This is a genomic window from Ruegeria sp. AE3, assembly GCF_056542225.1.
In genome coordinates this window covers 346,157-359,743 of record NZ_JBQFZL010000001.1, presented here as the reverse complement: position 1 = coordinate 359,743, position 13,587 = coordinate 346,157, and the positions used below count along the sequence as shown (strand labels likewise).

The window sequence follows — 13,587 nt, the reverse complement described above, 5'->3', positions numbered from 1 at the left end:
ACCTAGTCAGACGCCCTGCGCCAACGGTGCAGGATATCCCCACCCACCCTATTGGTTTCCGTCAGCTCGAATCTTGGCGCCGCGTCCAGCGTCGTTAACCCCAATGTTCCAACTGCCGCCAGCCCCTCGGCACCGATGGTCAATCCGGCAGTAAATCCGACCAGTTCATCCACCAGATCCTCTGCCAGCAGTGACGCCGCCACCGCCGCCCCCCCTTCGCAGAAGACGCTGGTCAGACCGGCTTGCCCCAACTGATGGAGCAGATCGACCGCGTCAATCTGATGATCTTTCAACGCGCATGGGATCAGCCTTGCGCCCAGTCCTTCCCAGGCTTTCGCGCGCTCGGCGTCCGGGTGATGCGCATGGCAGAGCCAGACAGGTGTCTTTGATGCTGTGCGGGCCAAATGTCCCATCAGGGATATGTCCATATGGCGCGAAACGACAACGCGCACCGGTTGATGTTCAACGCCAAGATCCCGAACCGTCAGTGACGGATCGTCGGCCCGCGCGGTACCCGCTCCGACCATCACCGCATCGTGACGCGCACGCATGGCATGGACAACACGACGCGCCTGTGGCCCGGTAATCCATTGGCTGTGTCCGGTCGAGGTTGCGATCCGCCCATCAAAACTGCTGGCTAGCTTGAGGGTCACGAAAGGTCGGCCTTGTTCCGTCTTCAGGAAGAAGCCTTCCAGATCACGTTCCGCCTGCTCTGCGAGGACACCGGTTACGACCTTAATTCCGGCCTCGCGCAACTTGGCAAAGCCCTGCCCTGCGACGCGCGGATCACTGTCTTCCACGGCGGCCACGACACGGGCGACACCCGCAGCAATCAAAGCCTCGGCACAGGGGGGTGTCTTGCCGTGATGGGCGCAGGGTTCCAAAGTTACATAGGCGGTCGCACCGTGCGCGGCCTGCCCGGCTTGCGCCAAAGCCTCGGTCTCGGCATGGGGGCGACCGCCCGGCTGGGTCCAACCGCGCCCGACAATCCGGCCTTTGCGCACGATAACACAACCCACTGCAGGGTTTGGCCAGCACATCCCCTGACCGCGCCGCCCCAGTGACAGGGCCAGCGCCATGAATCGCTTATCTGTTTCGCTCACTCGTCCGTCGGTGGCTGCGGCGGGCGCAGTTCGTGGACAAACTCCTCAAAATCATCGGCCGCCTGGAAATTCTTGTACACACTCGCAAAGCGAACATAAGCGACGGTATCGATCCGCGCCAGAGCTTCCATGACGATCTCGCCGATCTTGTGGGACGGGATATCCGTATCGCCCATGCTTTCCAGCCGACGTACGATACCCGATATCATCTGATCGATCCGTTCAGGATCAACTGGCCGTTTCTGCATCGAGATACGGATCGAACGTTCCAGTTTGTCGCGGTCGAAGTCCTCGCGCTTCCCATTGGTCTTTATGACAACCAAATCACGCAGTTGCACACGTTCATAGGTCGTGAACCGCCCGCCACAGGCCGGGCAGAACCGGCGTCGGCGGATTGCCACGTGATCCTCTGCCGGACGTGAATCTTTTACCTGAGTATCGATATTTCCGCAAAACGGGCAGCGCATCCGCCGTCTCCTCGTCCCTTGTTCCGCCTCTTTTTGTAAGCGCTGCGACTTACTTATCCACAACTATAGGGCAGCAACTAGGATTTGGGTAGTCGGAAATTTCAACCGCTAGATAAAGGGTCAGGCCAGGTGCGCTGCAATCCGTCTCTGGTGTGGTGCCGTGCGGTGTTCAAACAGATATATCCCCTGCCATGTTCCAAGGCATGGGCGACCCTGCACCACAGGTATCGACAAGGATACAGGCAACAGCGCAGCTTTTATATGCGCGGGCATGTCATCGGGGCCTTCATAAGTATGCCTTAGATACGACATTGACGGGTGATTGGATGGCGGCACCAGCCTTTCGAAGAACGCCCGAAGGTCGGTTTGAACTTCGGGATCCGCGTTTTCCTGAATAAGCAACGAACAGGAGGTGTGGCGAACGAAAAGCGTCAGTAAGCCATCCGTCGCCACCTGCCCCAGCCAATGCGTCAACTCGGCCGTGAACTCGTAAAGACCTGAACCTTGGGTCTGAATTACAAATTCAGTCTGCATTCACGGTGTCTCGCCGTTTTGTCAGTCGTTAAAGAACGGTCGATAGTTACACCTGGCATTCGCGCCTTGTACAGATATGCTGTACCCCGGCTGAAAACCAACCGAAACAAAGCTGCTTGGCTGCGCACCGACATTCTGTGGCGGCTTGATCGAAAACTGAACCGCTGTTTTACGCCCTGTGGTGACGCTTGGCCCATACCCGCGCAACACGTAGATCGGATCGCGCCAGCCCGCGCCCAAAGTACGCCGTGCATAATCCGCTGCCGCGCACCAGTATCCTTCGGTACGCTGGTCGCCGCGCGGAATAACCTCGAAGTCAGTGGCGTTTATCGGCTCGGTCCGGTACCCGTGCGGCGCTGCGTCAGCAGCCATGGGAATGCTGAACGCCAGGGCGGCAACCGCGGCAAATGTCCGTGTATGTTTCATTGTCATTACTTCCCTGATTGTGTGTGTGTCAAAAAGGTTAGGCCATTAGCTTCGTCGGCACAGGGTCGCTCACGTTCTGTTTAATCTGTCTCGTGCGATACGTGAACCGGCGTGAGCCATCCCTGATACCTGATCAACATTCCCAGTCCCGGCGCGCCAGCAGACACATCAAACCGAAAGCGCCCCGTTTTGTCCTGCCATTCGCGCGTTCTTGATCGCGGCAAGGTAAAAGCTGGCATCGGAATACCAAACACGGTCAGGCGGAGGATTTTGATATCCATTCCGTTTTCCCGCCAAATGGGCTTTAACCAGATTGAGATCGAGCCGAAAGATTCCCGAACACACTCTCTTTTCGTATCATATTTCAGAGTTGATCGGGTTTTGTGGCCCGCGAAATTCCGGTCCCATGACCAGAATTCGCCATTTGCACCAATGTGCAGAGAAACGGGGACGTCTTTGCCGCTTCGCGGAAATCCGGCCAGACGTGTTGCAAGGGCAACCCATAGCCCTTTGCCACGTTCGATGTCGCAGCGCCCCGTAAAGTAGCCCTCGCTCGTGTGCAGAACTCGAACCGCCCTTGGCAACCTTTCGGTCGATCCTATCGCCTTAAGAAAGGGATCTCCCATCGCTAGTACCCGTTTTCGGCAAAACGAGCCCTGATATCGGGACAGGGAACCAGACATTTCTTGGAACGCCCAAAGAACGCGTATCTGTTTCGTGCGATCAAGCGATAGGCCGGATCCTTGATGGGCCGAGGCAGAAACCGGCATATTGATAACAGCGACCACGGAGCGCGCAACTGTCGCATCGCCTCAGAAAATGCATCCAGATGCTGAAAAACAGCGCCATCCACGACCACCAGATTGGTTTGAAAATCCTGTGTGGGAAGGCCGAGATCTCGATACAGTTTTTGCCCAAGCGGGGACTGCGCCGTGGCAAATTGGAAAACATGGCGCCGGTCACGTTTCAGCATAAACTGGAAAAACCCCGAACACAGCACGCATTCGCCGTCAAACACAATCAGGTTTTGGTCATAAACCCCTGTATTCTAAAAAACATCTTGCAAGGTTTTTCACCGGTATTTTTGACTTAAAGCCAGCCTGACAAAACCACCTGAGCGAAGCAATGCGACATGTACGAAAGGTATGGGGGCGTGCCGGGGAGCCTTGACCAGAGGCTGGTGATTTCCCCGAGGCTCTGACCTCATCCCCATAAAGGTCTGGACCCGGCAACATTGCTGAATTGGTTCGTTGCACATGGCGACGCTTGTCCATACCGGTCAATAAATTTCGAGAATTTGCCACCGATGGCTTGTTTCTGTGTGAAATCGACTTGTCAGCACCGTCGATCATGAAAGAGAATTCTGTAATAGTCCGCTTATGTATTTGAAAATTTGAGGTACTGCTTCGCGATGGATGTCGATATCGGCCGACTTCATCTGTTTGTTCAGGCACTGGACCGCTATTCCGGAAATGGCGATATGTCCTGTAATGTCCTGAAGATGGCAGGGCTGCGCCCTCAGGATATCGCGCCGCCGGTCTCAACCTACAGCGTACAAAGCGAGGCTTTGTTTATCCGTTATGCATGTGACGCCACCCACGACGTCACGTTTGCGGCTCGCACGGGTCTTGAGGTTACGTCAGCCTCGACCGTGACCGCCTATATCAGCAAGTATTCCCGCGATCTGAAACAGGTGATGGAGAACCTCTCGCGCTTTCACGGCATCATCGACCCTGCCATCGCGCTTAACCTGCGCGTCGCGGGTAACTTTGCGACCTTGGAAGCCGAGTGGAAAGACCCCGGATTTGCGCGGTATCATAGACGCACCGAATTCCTGATATTTGCGACCCTGGCCAGAATGCGGAACCTGACGCAAGTCAATCTCTATCCGATAGAAATTCGGTTTCAGCACAGGGTCGGCGACCACGCCCGAAGATTTGAGAAGCTTGCCGGTTTTCCCGTGACCTTTGGGGCTGAGAACCTCGAGATTATCCTGCCACTTTCCGCGCTGGACCTGCCTGTGCCGACATATGACCCCCAACTCAGAGAGCACTTGCTGGGATATGCAGATCGCCTGCTTTCTGAGAGAGGCGCCCCCAAACATCTGACCCGCTCCAAGGTCGAAGGGCTGGTTACCCGTTCCCTGCCCGGCGCAATCCCGCAGGCCGAAAGCGTCGCGGCTGATCTGGGGATGAGCCTTAGAACCTTCAGCAGGCGCCTCAGGGATGAAGGCACCAGCTATCGCGATGTTGTCGACGAACTGCGGTGCGACCTGGCGCAGACCTTTATCAAGAATGAAATGCCCTTGTCCGAAATCGCCTATTCGCTGGGCTATGCGGATCAGGCCGCATTTTCGACCGCTTTCAAACGTTGGACAGGCCAGCCGCCCAGCGCGTTCAAGACACGATTGGCACACCCGATACGGACGTGAGACCGGGGGTCATCAGCTTGAAAAACCTCGCCCCGGCCCGTCCCATGAGTGGACAGAACGGATATAGAAGGACAGAAGGTCCGGGCCTTGTGCGTTCCCGCCAATGTGATGGGAGAACAGGCCATCGTGAAGAGCGCCTTGATTGAAAAAAGGCGCCTCGGGTGAGGCGCCTTGGAAATTATTGATCCAGGAAGGACCGAAGTTTTCGGGATCGGCTGGGATGCTTCAGCTTCCGCAGCGCCTTCGCTTCGATCTGGCGAATACGTTCGCGGGTCACGCTGAACTGCTGACCCACCTCTTCAAGCGTGTGGTCGGTGTTCATACCGATGCCGAAACGCATCCGCAGCACACGTTCTTCGCGCGGGGTGAGCGATGCCAAAACCCGTGTGGTGGTTTCCTTGAGGTTTTCCTGAATGGCGCTGTCCAGAGGCAGCACGGCATTCTTGTCCTCGATGAAATCACCCAGCTGGCTGTCTTCTTCGTCACCAATCGGCGTTTCCAGCGAAATCGGCTCTTTGGCGATTTTCATCACCTTGCGAACCTTCTCAAGCGGCATTTGCAGCTTTTCGGCCAGTTCCTCGGGTGTCGGTTCGCGGCCGATCTCGTGCAGCATCTGGCGGCCGGTCCGGACCAGCTTGTTGATCGTTTCGATCATGTGAACCGGAATACGGATCGTGCGCGCCTGATCCGCGATCGAACGCGTGATAGCCTGACGAATCCACCACGTTGCATAGGTCGAGAATTTATAGCCGCGGCGGTATTCGAACTTGTCTACCGCCTTCATCAGGCCGATATTACCTTCCTGAATAAGATCAAGGAATTGCAGGCCGCGGTTCGTGTACTTCTTGGCGATCGAGATCACCAGACGCAGGTTGGCTTCGACCATTTCCTTCTTGGCCTGCCGCGCCTCTTTTTCGCCCTTCTGTACCTGCTGAACGATGCGGCGGAATTCGCTGATGTCCAGACCCACATACTGGCCGACCTGAGCCATGTCGTTGCGCAGCTCTTCGACCTTCGCGGTCGAGCGTTCGATGAACATCTGCCAACCCCGACCCGGCTTTTCCGCCATCTCGGCCAGCCAGTTCGGGTCAAGTTCGCGGCCGCGGTATTCGTCGATGAACTCGCGACGGTTGATCCGCGCCTGATCGGCCAGCTTCACCATCGAGCTGTCCAGCGCCATAACGCGACGGTTGATACCGTAAAGCTGATCGATCAAAGCTTCGATCCGGTTGTTGTGCAGGTGAAGACCATTCACCAGTTGCACAATCTCGGCCCGCAACTTCTGATAAGTCGCCTCGTCCTCTTCGCTGAACGTGCCATCCTCGTTCAGGGTGGCCGAAATACGGCTGTCCTGCATTTCAGACAGCATCGCGAAATCGGTAGAGATCCGTTCCAGAGTGGTCAGAACCTGATCCTTCAATGCCGCTTCCATCGCGGCCAGCGACATATTGACCTGATCGTCTTCGTCATCATCGTCGTCGCTGGTGATCGGGTTGCCATCCGCATCCAGTTCCGGCCCGGCCTCTCTTGCAGGTTTTGCAGCCTGCACGGCAGACGCATCAACGACTGGCGCGTCGCCGTCTTCGTCCAGCTGGTTGCCGAACGTGGTTTCCAGATCGATGACATCCCGCAGCAGAATGTCTTCGGACAACAATTCATCGTGCCAGATGGTGATCGCCTGGAAGGTCAACGGGCTTTCGCACAGGCCTGCGATCATGGTGTTGCGCCCTGCTTCAATCCGCTTGGCGATGGCAATCTCGCCCTCACGGCTGAGCAGTTCAACCGAACCCATCTCGCGCAGATACATGCGAACAGGGTCGTCGGTGCGGTCCAGCTTTTCGGTGGCGGCCCCTGCCAACGCAACCTCGCGGTTGCTTTCTGTGGTTGTCAGATCGGTCGAGCCTTTGTTCTCTTCCTCTTCGGCCTCTTCATCTTCGATGATGTTGATGCCCATCTCGGACAGCATCGACATAACGTCTTCGATCTGTTCCGAGCTGACCTGATCAGGCGGCAAAACCTGATTGAGCTGATCGTAGGTGATGTAACCTTTCTCGCGGGCCTCGGCGATCATCTTTTTGACGTTGGCCTGGCTCATGTCCAGCGAGATTTCCTGTTCCTGCTCGTCGGATTTGCTATCTTCGGTCGTATCTTTGGCGGCCATTCAATGCTCCTGCAGGGATGGGTGATTCGTTTGATCCGAATCATTAGCGCGTAGAAGTGATTCGGCCACCCGTTTACCTGTTTTTCTTTTCCAGTGCCTTACGAAAACACCATTTTACCGGCGTTTCCGAGTGAAATCGATCTTGGCAAGGGAATCAGCAAAGCCATCTCGTTCAGCTTTCTTCAAACGAGCACCGTTGTGTGCAACATCGTATACAGCCTTGTCTTCGTTTTGACTTCGTGTTGCGCGATTAAGTTCTTCTGCCGCCTGACCAAGTCGGTATGTAAGTGTTTCATCCGGAGTAGCTGTGATCTCTTCTTGACCCTCAACTATTTCTTCCTCACGCCCCCGGAGCGCTTTGATTTTCGCGAGTTCTTCGGCCAGTGTCATCTCGGCCTTTTCTACGTCGCCTGGGTTTCGCACACAGGGTATTATGGCGACATGGCTAAGCGCCAGCAGGTTTTCAAGGGGTTCAGGTCCTAAAGCTGCAACAATATGGTCTTTGATATTTTCCGGGTCGTCGATTGCGTGTCTGAGCAAAACATCCCGCATCGCATTCAGTTCGGGATCTAGGCACGACATTTCATCAATCTGATGTTCGAACTGGACAACCAAGGCGGGTGTCAATATTGCGATTGCGAGAATTACACTTTCCTTCCAACGAATATCCGCGCTGTTCTTCTGAGTGACTAAGAAGGAAGTAAGAGTGCCTTGTGTAGGTCCAGCGGACTTAAGGTCCCGCTCCCTTTTGGACTTCCAGATTCGCGCAGGGATTTGTTTCTGAGAGCGATAGAAATGGAAAAGTAGATCCCTAATTTCTTGTCGATAGTGATTTCGTATCGACTTATCCCGGATTAACTTGATTTTTTCCCAAAGTGCTTTGTCCAACGCAGATCTGCGTTCGGGGCTGTCGAACACCCTGCCGTCGGTCTCGCGCTGCCACAGCAGCTTGACCATCGGAATGGCACCATCCAGTACGGCCTTCACGGCACCTGCCCCTTCGGCGCGCAGCAGGTCGTCGGGGTCTTTGCCCTCGGGCATCAGGGCAAACCGCAGCGACTTTCCAGCTTCGAGCAGCGGCAAAGCCAGATCAACCGCCCGCATCGCAGCGCGCAGACCTGCCGTGTCGCCGTCCAGCGCAATGATCGGCTCGTCCGATATCCGCCAGAGCAGTTGCAGCTGATGTTCAGTGATGGCGGTACCCAATGGGGCAACCGACGCGCCAAAGCCTGCTTCGGCCAGCGCGATCACATCCATATAGCCTTCGGCCACGATCAGCGGCTGCCCCTTCCCTGCCGCCTGTCGTGCCGGGCCTTGATTGTAAAGACTGCGTCCTTTGTCGAACAGTTCGGTCTCGGGCGAGTTCAGATATTTCGCGTTGTCATTGGGGTCCATCGCCCGCCCACCAAACGCGATACAACGTCCGCGTGGATCGCGGATCGGGTACATGATGCGGTTGCGGAAGGTATCATAAGGCTTTTTGCCCTTGTTCGAGGGCTTGGCCAGCCCGGCCCCAAGGATCAGGTCCTCGGCCACGTTCTTACCGCGCAGATGGTCCCAAAGCGCCTGCCAATCGTCCGGGGCAAATCCAATCTCCCACCGGTCCAGCGCTTGCGCGTTCAACCCGCGGCGCGCGAGGTAGTCTCGTGCGGCGGCTGCTGCCCCGGTCTTGAGTTGCAGGCGGAAGAACTGCGCTGCCTGCTCCATCACATCAGCCAGCTGTGTTCGGTGGTCCTGTTTTTCCTGCGCCTTCGGATCGCGCGCAGGCATCGGCATCCCGGCTTCGCGGGCCAGAATCTCGACAGCTTCGATGAACGAGACATTCTCGGTCTCTTTCACAAAACTGATCGCGTCGCCTTTGGCGTGACAGCCAAAGCAGTAGTAAAACCCCTTTTGGTCATCCACGTGGAACGAGGCCGTCTTTTCATGATGGAACGGGCAAGGCGCCCACATATCCCCTTTGCCCGGATTGGACTTGCGTTGGTCCCACATGACTTTGCGCCCGACAACCTGAGACAGGCTGAGCCGCGTGCGCAATTCGTCCAGAAATCCGGGGGGCAATGACATATCAATTGTTGAGGTTGTTTTTTATTGCCTGAACTTGATCCCAGTTGTCCACGCATTGTTGGTACATGATCTCACTGAGATCATTTTTTCGCAGATCTCGTTTCTTTTGTTGGAATACCCAGGAAGTCAAATGTGGGATCGCAGCGTTGTAACCCGCTGGCCAAGTCGGGCTCGTAGAAGCGATTGCGCTCGCAACATCCTCTTCTTTTACGCGATCCAGCCGTGCTTTCTGGATCGCCCTGACAACATCTGCCTGATATCCACAACTTTGTTCTTTGGTTTCCGCTGCCGCCAAAGGCGTAGCCAGCAAAGCTGCGGTGATAGCGATACGTAACATAGGGAGCTCCCTGAATCGTTTCTGAGCGTCAGTTTAACGACGCGAGCCGAGACCTTCCACAATCGTTTTTTTTCACATCACCGGGGAATGCGGACAAGCGGGTGGCCGAACACGGCCACCCGAAATCACATTAGAGACCTTTGGCACGGTAGCTTTTCGCAACACGGTCAATCGCCACGATATAAGCCGCCGTGCGCAGGTCCTCGACATCATCACGGCTGTGCCAAACCTCACGCATCGACTGATAAGCAATGCGCATTGTGTCATCGAGACCCGAGCGCACCAGCTCAAGCTCATCCGCGCCTTTGAGGTACTTGGCCTTAAAGTCCGGCGACATCGACCATGCATCGCCCAGGTACCGGTCCAGCCTTTCCAGCTCGCTGACGATCAGTTCATGACGCGATTCTTCCTGTCGACGCTGCATCCGGCCAAAGCGGATATGGCTAAGGTTCTTGACCCATTCAAAATAAGACACCGTCACACCGCCCGCATTTGCATACATGTCGGGGATGATCACTGTGCCTTTCTTGCGCAGGACTTCATCCGCGCCAGCGGTAACCGGACCATTGGCAGCTTCGATAATCAGCGGCGCCTTGATCCGATCGGCGTTCGACAGGTTAATAACACCCTCCAAAGCCGCCGGGATCAGAATGTCGCATTCGGCCTCCATCACTGCTGCACTTTCAGCGGAATGGGTCGCATCGGGATAGTCTTTTACGCCGCCGTGTTTGACAATCCACTGCCGCACGGCTTCGACGTCAATGCCGTCGGGATTAAATAGTGCACCGTCCCATTCGATGATTCCGGTGATGCGCGCGCCATCTTCCTCGCTCAGGAACTTGGCTGCGTGATAACCTACATTGCCAAGCCCCTGCACGATAATGCGCTTACCATCCAGTTTGCCCGACAAACCTGCTTTTTGAATGTCTTCAGGGTGGCGGAAAAACTCGCGCAGCGCATATTGGATGCCACGTCCGGTCGCCTCGACCCGCCCGGCAATGCCGCCCGCATTCAAGGGCTTGCCGGTGACGCAGGCGCGCGCGTTGATATCCGTTGTGTTCATCCGCGCGTATTGGTCGGCGATCCAGGCCATCTCACGTTCACCGGTGCCCATATCGGGCGCAGGCACGTTTTGCGAAGGGTTTATCAGGTCTCGCTTTGCAAGCTCATACGCAAATCGCCGCGTGATCTGTTCCAGCTCATGCTCTTCATATTCTCGTGGATCAATGCAAAGCCCCCCCTTGGAGCCACCAAACGGCGTTTCGACAAGCGCGCACTTGTACGTCATCAGCGCAGCCAAGGCTTCGACTTCGTCCTGATTCACTGCGGTGGCATATCGAATACCGCCCTTGACCGGCTCCATATGTTCCGAGTGGACAGATCTGTATCCGGTGAAGGTATGAATTTCACCACGCAACCGAACACCAAATCGAACTGTGTAGGTTGCGTTGCAGACACGGATCTTTTGCTCCAACCCCGGCGGCAGCTCCATAAGGGCGGCTGCCCTGTTGAACATCAGGTCAACACTTTCACGAAAGCTGGGTTCTTTGATGCCGGTCATAAAATCCTCCGTAGCGGTACATGACGATACGTCACGACGTTTTGTCGCACCACTGGCGGCATGCTGCAATCAAACAATGCACTTTTTTTAATCATTTTATGAACGCATGCTTAGTTGCCCTAGGGTGAGTCGCTCAGATCGGCCAACTCCTTAACGAATTGTTTTCATTTCATCGACAGATCACCTGAAACGGTCCGAATTATACCCCTCGGGCGCGTAAAAAGGCCAAAACCAAGCCTTTTTCGCCCAATTCACGCCACGTTTGAAAATTAACTTTGTCCCAAATCTCTTTTTCTTTGACGCACGAATTCGACGTGTGAAGCGGAGTAACCAGAATGCTTAATTCCTTGCTTTGTAACGACGGCTCGAAACCGAAGCGCAAAACGTTCAAGTTAGTGCAGTTCGCTCGGAACGAAGATGGCGTCTTCACCATTTTCGTATTGTTTATGGTGGTCCTGATGCTGGCGATTACCGGCATGGCCATGGATGTCATGAAGTATGAGCGTGACCGCGCTAGCCTGCAATCCACACTGGACCGCGCTGTGCTTGCCGCCGCAGACCTCGACCAGGACCTTCCCGCCAAGGCGGTCGTCGATTCTTACATGGACAAGGCCGGGCTGGGCAATCTGAATGCCATTACGACGGTCGTCGAAGGTTTCGGCTCCAAAAAAGTAACTGCTACAGCTGAAGCGGTTGTGCCGACCCGCTATCTGAGGTTCGGCAAAGTCACTGAACTGGGCCTTGTTGCGACCAGCGCGGCTGAAGAATCCATTGGCGCTGTCGAAATCTCGTTGGTTCTCGACATCTCCGGCTCCATGTCTCAATCGTCCGCCACGCCATCAAAGACAAAAATCGCGGTATTGAGAGAAGCTGCGTCGGAATTTGTGAGGCTCATGCTAGACAAACCTGACGAAACACAGATTTCAATCTCGATTGTTCCTTATGCAACGCAGGTCAACGCTGGTGCATCAATCCTGGACAAGTTCACGAATGTCACGCAGGAGCACAGCTATTCGCACTGCGTAAACTTCATTCCGGAACAGTACAGCGATTCTGATCTGGAACGGGATGACACGTTGGAGCGCACCGCCCATTTCGATCCTTTCACCTATTCTGAAGGGTCAATCGACCTGCCCGTTTGTCCGGTCCGCGCAGGGAGTGCAATCACCCCTGTCACCGACAATATGAACAAACTGCTTGCCCAGATTGCGTCCCTCACCCCCGGTGGGAACACATCAATCGATATTGGGATGAAGTGGGGTACTGCCTTGCTGGACCCGAGCATGCGCGGAATTGTTCGCGACCTGTCACTGGAACAGGATCCATCCTATGCAGGTACAACAATTGTGCCATCAAAATTCTCGGTCCGTCCCTCGGACTATGGCACCGACGTTCTGAAAATCGCCATTGTTATGACCGATGGTCAGAACACCGATCAATACATGCTTAACCCATCGCTGCGCGAAGGTATGTCAGACGTCTGGTACAACCCGGAAGCTGATGAATACACCGTGTACCATTCTCAGGGTCGTCCGAATTTTTTCTGGCCTCAGCAAGACGTTTGGGCGGATCATCCCTACGGAAACCCGGAACCTGAGACAGAGCTGAACGAAGAACCCGGAACAGCCGTTCGGTTGACATATCCTGAACTGTTTAACCGAGTATCTTTGGCATGGAACGCACGGTACAACTATTACTGGCAGTCCAGCGGTTGGGCAGAATGGTATTCCAAGGCCTACGCGAAAGTCGAAACGTCGGCCAAGAACCAGCGCACCAAGCACATTTGTGATGCGGCCAAAGATCAGGGTATCATCGTTTACGGTATCGCATTCGAAGCGCCCAGAAGCGGATACAGGACCCTCAAAGACTGTGCCAGCTCTGACAGCCACGTCTATGACGTAAGTGGCCTGAACCTTGAGAAAGCCTTTGAATCCATCGCATCGTCGATCCGCAAGCTGAGGCTAACCCAATGATCAGCAGAAAGCTGTCGATGCTACGCCTGTTTCGACAATCCGAGGCAGGGAATGCGACAATCGAGTTCATCATGCTCGTACCCTTCTTCCTGGCGCTTCTCGTGGCAGGAGCCGAACTGTCCATCATCACAATGCGGCATGCTGCTTTGGAGCGTGGGGTTGACCTGATCGTAAGGGATATTCGGCTGGGTACAGGTACGGACTGGAATCACGACGTGATCAGGGATCGGATTTGCGAAGTGTCCGGAATCAAGGATTGTACAGGGAATTTGCGACTGCAAATGGTCAAGCAGGACGCGTTCGCTGGTATCTTGCTTTCTGACGACATCCCCTGCACGGACAGTTCTGAAGATCCCAAGCCGGTTCTGGATTTCAAGAGCGGCCAGTCCAATGAGTTGATGATCCTACGTGCCTGCCTGCGCATAGATCCGGTTCTTGAGACCTCTGCCATTGCCAAGCTTGTCCCGGACGCTACCGGCCACTACGCGGTGACCGCAACAACGGCATTCGTACAGGAGCCACTGTAA

13 protein-coding genes are annotated in these 13,587 nt (G+C 55.3%); 3 read left to right on the top strand and 10 right to left on the bottom strand.

Going from position 1 to position 13,587, the window contains the following annotated elements; all coding sequences use genetic code 11:
- Positions 1 to 2 precede the first annotated feature (2 nt).
- The 6 genes from ribD to ACR0NZ_RS01745 form a co-directional block, all read right to left on the bottom strand.
- Positions 3 to 1,103 carry a bifunctional diaminohydroxyphosphoribosylaminopyrimidine deaminase/5-amino-6-(5-phosphoribosylamino)uracil reductase RibD gene (gene ribD, locus ACR0NZ_RS01770; RefSeq protein WP_480516547.1) on the bottom strand — a complete coding sequence of 367 codons (1,101 nt, stop codon included), beginning with the start codon at positions 1,101 to 1,103 and terminating at the stop codon, positions 3 to 5.
- On the bottom strand, positions 1,100 to 1,570 hold the full coding sequence (gene nrdR, locus ACR0NZ_RS01765; RefSeq protein ID WP_267367325.1) for a transcriptional regulator NrdR: 471 nt from the start codon (positions 1,568 to 1,570) through the stop codon (positions 1,100 to 1,102). The genes ribD and nrdR overlap by 4 nt, the downstream gene beginning before the upstream one ends.
- 120 nt (positions 1,571 to 1,690) lie before the next feature.
- Complete coding sequence (locus tag ACR0NZ_RS01760; RefSeq protein ID WP_480516545.1) at positions 1,691 to 2,104, bottom strand: secondary thiamine-phosphate synthase enzyme YjbQ; 414 nt, start codon at positions 2,102 to 2,104, stop codon at positions 1,691 to 1,693.
- A 21-nt stretch (positions 2,105 to 2,125) separates the two neighbouring features.
- Positions 2,126 to 2,530: a hypothetical protein gene (locus ACR0NZ_RS01755; protein ID WP_480516543.1), complete on the bottom strand. Its 405-nt coding sequence runs from the start codon at positions 2,528 to 2,530 to the stop codon at positions 2,126 to 2,128.
- A gap of 80 nt (positions 2,531 to 2,610) precedes the next feature.
- Entirely contained in the window at positions 2,611 to 3,156 is a 546-nt protein-coding gene (locus ACR0NZ_RS01750) for a DUF4166 domain-containing protein (RefSeq protein WP_480516541.1), read from the bottom strand.
- 2 nt (positions 3,157 to 3,158) lie between these two features.
- Positions 3,159 to 3,503, bottom strand: coding sequence for a thiol-disulfide oxidoreductase DCC family protein (locus ACR0NZ_RS01745; RefSeq protein ID WP_480516540.1), 345 nt, complete (start codon positions 3,501 to 3,503; stop codon positions 3,159 to 3,161).
- Positions 3,504 to 3,941: 438 nt separating this feature from the next.
- Here ACR0NZ_RS01745 and ACR0NZ_RS01740 point away from each other — a divergent pair, with 438 nt between their 5' ends.
- Positions 3,942 to 4,961 carry a helix-turn-helix domain-containing protein gene (locus ACR0NZ_RS01740; protein ID WP_480516538.1) on the top strand — a complete coding sequence of 340 codons (1,020 nt, stop codon included), beginning with the start codon at positions 3,942 to 3,944 and terminating at the stop codon, positions 4,959 to 4,961.
- Between the two features lie 178 nt (positions 4,962 to 5,139).
- On the opposite strand, the gene rpoD is transcribed toward ACR0NZ_RS01740, so the two are convergent.
- From rpoD to ACR0NZ_RS01720, 4 genes are all read right to left on the bottom strand, one after another.
- A complete protein-coding gene (gene rpoD / locus ACR0NZ_RS01735) occupies positions 5,140 to 7,122 on the bottom strand; it encodes an RNA polymerase sigma factor RpoD (protein WP_480476408.1) in 1,983 nt (660 codons plus the stop codon).
- 114 nt (positions 7,123 to 7,236) lie between these two features.
- Entirely contained in the window at positions 7,237 to 9,189 is a 1,953-nt protein-coding gene (dnaG, locus tag ACR0NZ_RS01730; protein ID WP_480516536.1) for a DNA primase, read from the bottom strand.
- 1 nt (position 9,190) lies between these two features.
- Positions 9,191 to 9,526, bottom strand: coding sequence for a hypothetical protein (locus ACR0NZ_RS01725; RefSeq protein ID WP_480516534.1), 336 nt, complete (start codon positions 9,524 to 9,526; stop codon positions 9,191 to 9,193).
- A 130-nt stretch (positions 9,527 to 9,656) separates the two neighbouring features.
- The gene (locus tag ACR0NZ_RS01720; RefSeq protein ID WP_480476402.1) at positions 9,657 to 11,087 is read right to left on the bottom strand and encodes a Glu/Leu/Phe/Val family dehydrogenase; all 1,431 of its coding nucleotides are present in this window, start codon (positions 11,085 to 11,087) and stop codon (positions 9,657 to 9,659) included.
- Between the two features lie 335 nt (positions 11,088 to 11,422).
- Between ACR0NZ_RS01720 and ACR0NZ_RS01715 the strand changes: the two genes are divergently transcribed.
- Entirely contained in the window at positions 11,423 to 13,060 is a 1,638-nt protein-coding gene (locus ACR0NZ_RS01715; protein WP_480516532.1) for a Tad domain-containing protein, read from the top strand.
- Positions 13,057 to 13,587 (top strand): TadE/TadG family type IV pilus assembly protein, encoded by a 531-nt coding sequence (locus ACR0NZ_RS01710; RefSeq protein WP_480516530.1) that lies wholly within the window; start codon positions 13,057 to 13,059, stop codon positions 13,585 to 13,587. Before ACR0NZ_RS01715 ends, ACR0NZ_RS01710 begins: the two co-directional genes overlap by 4 nt.

Excerpts from the sequence above, each read along its gene's own strand:
- ACR0NZ_RS01750 (WP_480516541.1), bottom strand. The coding sequence starts at position 3,156 with ATGGGAGATCCCTTTCTTAAGGCGATAGGATCGACCGAAAGGTTGCCA.
- ACR0NZ_RS01760 (WP_480516545.1), bottom strand. The coding sequence starts at position 2,104 with ATGCAGACTGAATTTGTAATTCAGACCCAAGGTTCAGGTCTTTACGAG.
- rpoD (WP_480476408.1), bottom strand. The coding sequence starts at position 7,122 with ATGGCCGCCAAAGATACGACCGAAGATAGCAAATCCGACGAGCAGGAA.
- ACR0NZ_RS01715 (WP_480516532.1), top strand. The coding sequence starts at position 11,423 with ATGCTTAATTCCTTGCTTTGTAACGACGGCTCGAAACCGAAGCGCAAA.
- ACR0NZ_RS01755 (WP_480516543.1), bottom strand. The coding sequence starts at position 2,530 with ATGAAACATACACGGACATTTGCCGCGGTTGCCGCCCTGGCGTTCAGC.
- ACR0NZ_RS01720 (WP_480476402.1), bottom strand. The coding sequence starts at position 11,087 with ATGACCGGCATCAAAGAACCCAGCTTTCGTGAAAGTGTTGACCTGATG.
- ACR0NZ_RS01710 (WP_480516530.1), top strand. The coding sequence starts at position 13,057 with ATGATCAGCAGAAAGCTGTCGATGCTACGCCTGTTTCGACAATCCGAG.
- ACR0NZ_RS01740 (WP_480516538.1), top strand. The coding sequence starts at position 3,942 with ATGGATGTCGATATCGGCCGACTTCATCTGTTTGTTCAGGCACTGGAC.
- ACR0NZ_RS01725 (WP_480516534.1), bottom strand. The coding sequence starts at position 9,526 with ATGTTACGTATCGCTATCACCGCAGCTTTGCTGGCTACGCCTTTGGCG.
- ACR0NZ_RS01745 (WP_480516540.1), bottom strand. The coding sequence starts at position 3,503 with ATGCTGAAACGTGACCGGCGCCATGTTTTCCAATTTGCCACGGCGCAG.
- nrdR (WP_267367325.1), bottom strand. The coding sequence starts at position 1,570 with ATGCGCTGCCCGTTTTGCGGAAATATCGATACTCAGGTAAAAGATTCA.
- dnaG (WP_480516536.1), bottom strand. The coding sequence starts at position 9,189 with ATGTCATTGCCCCCCGGATTTCTGGACGAATTGCGCACGCGGCTCAGC.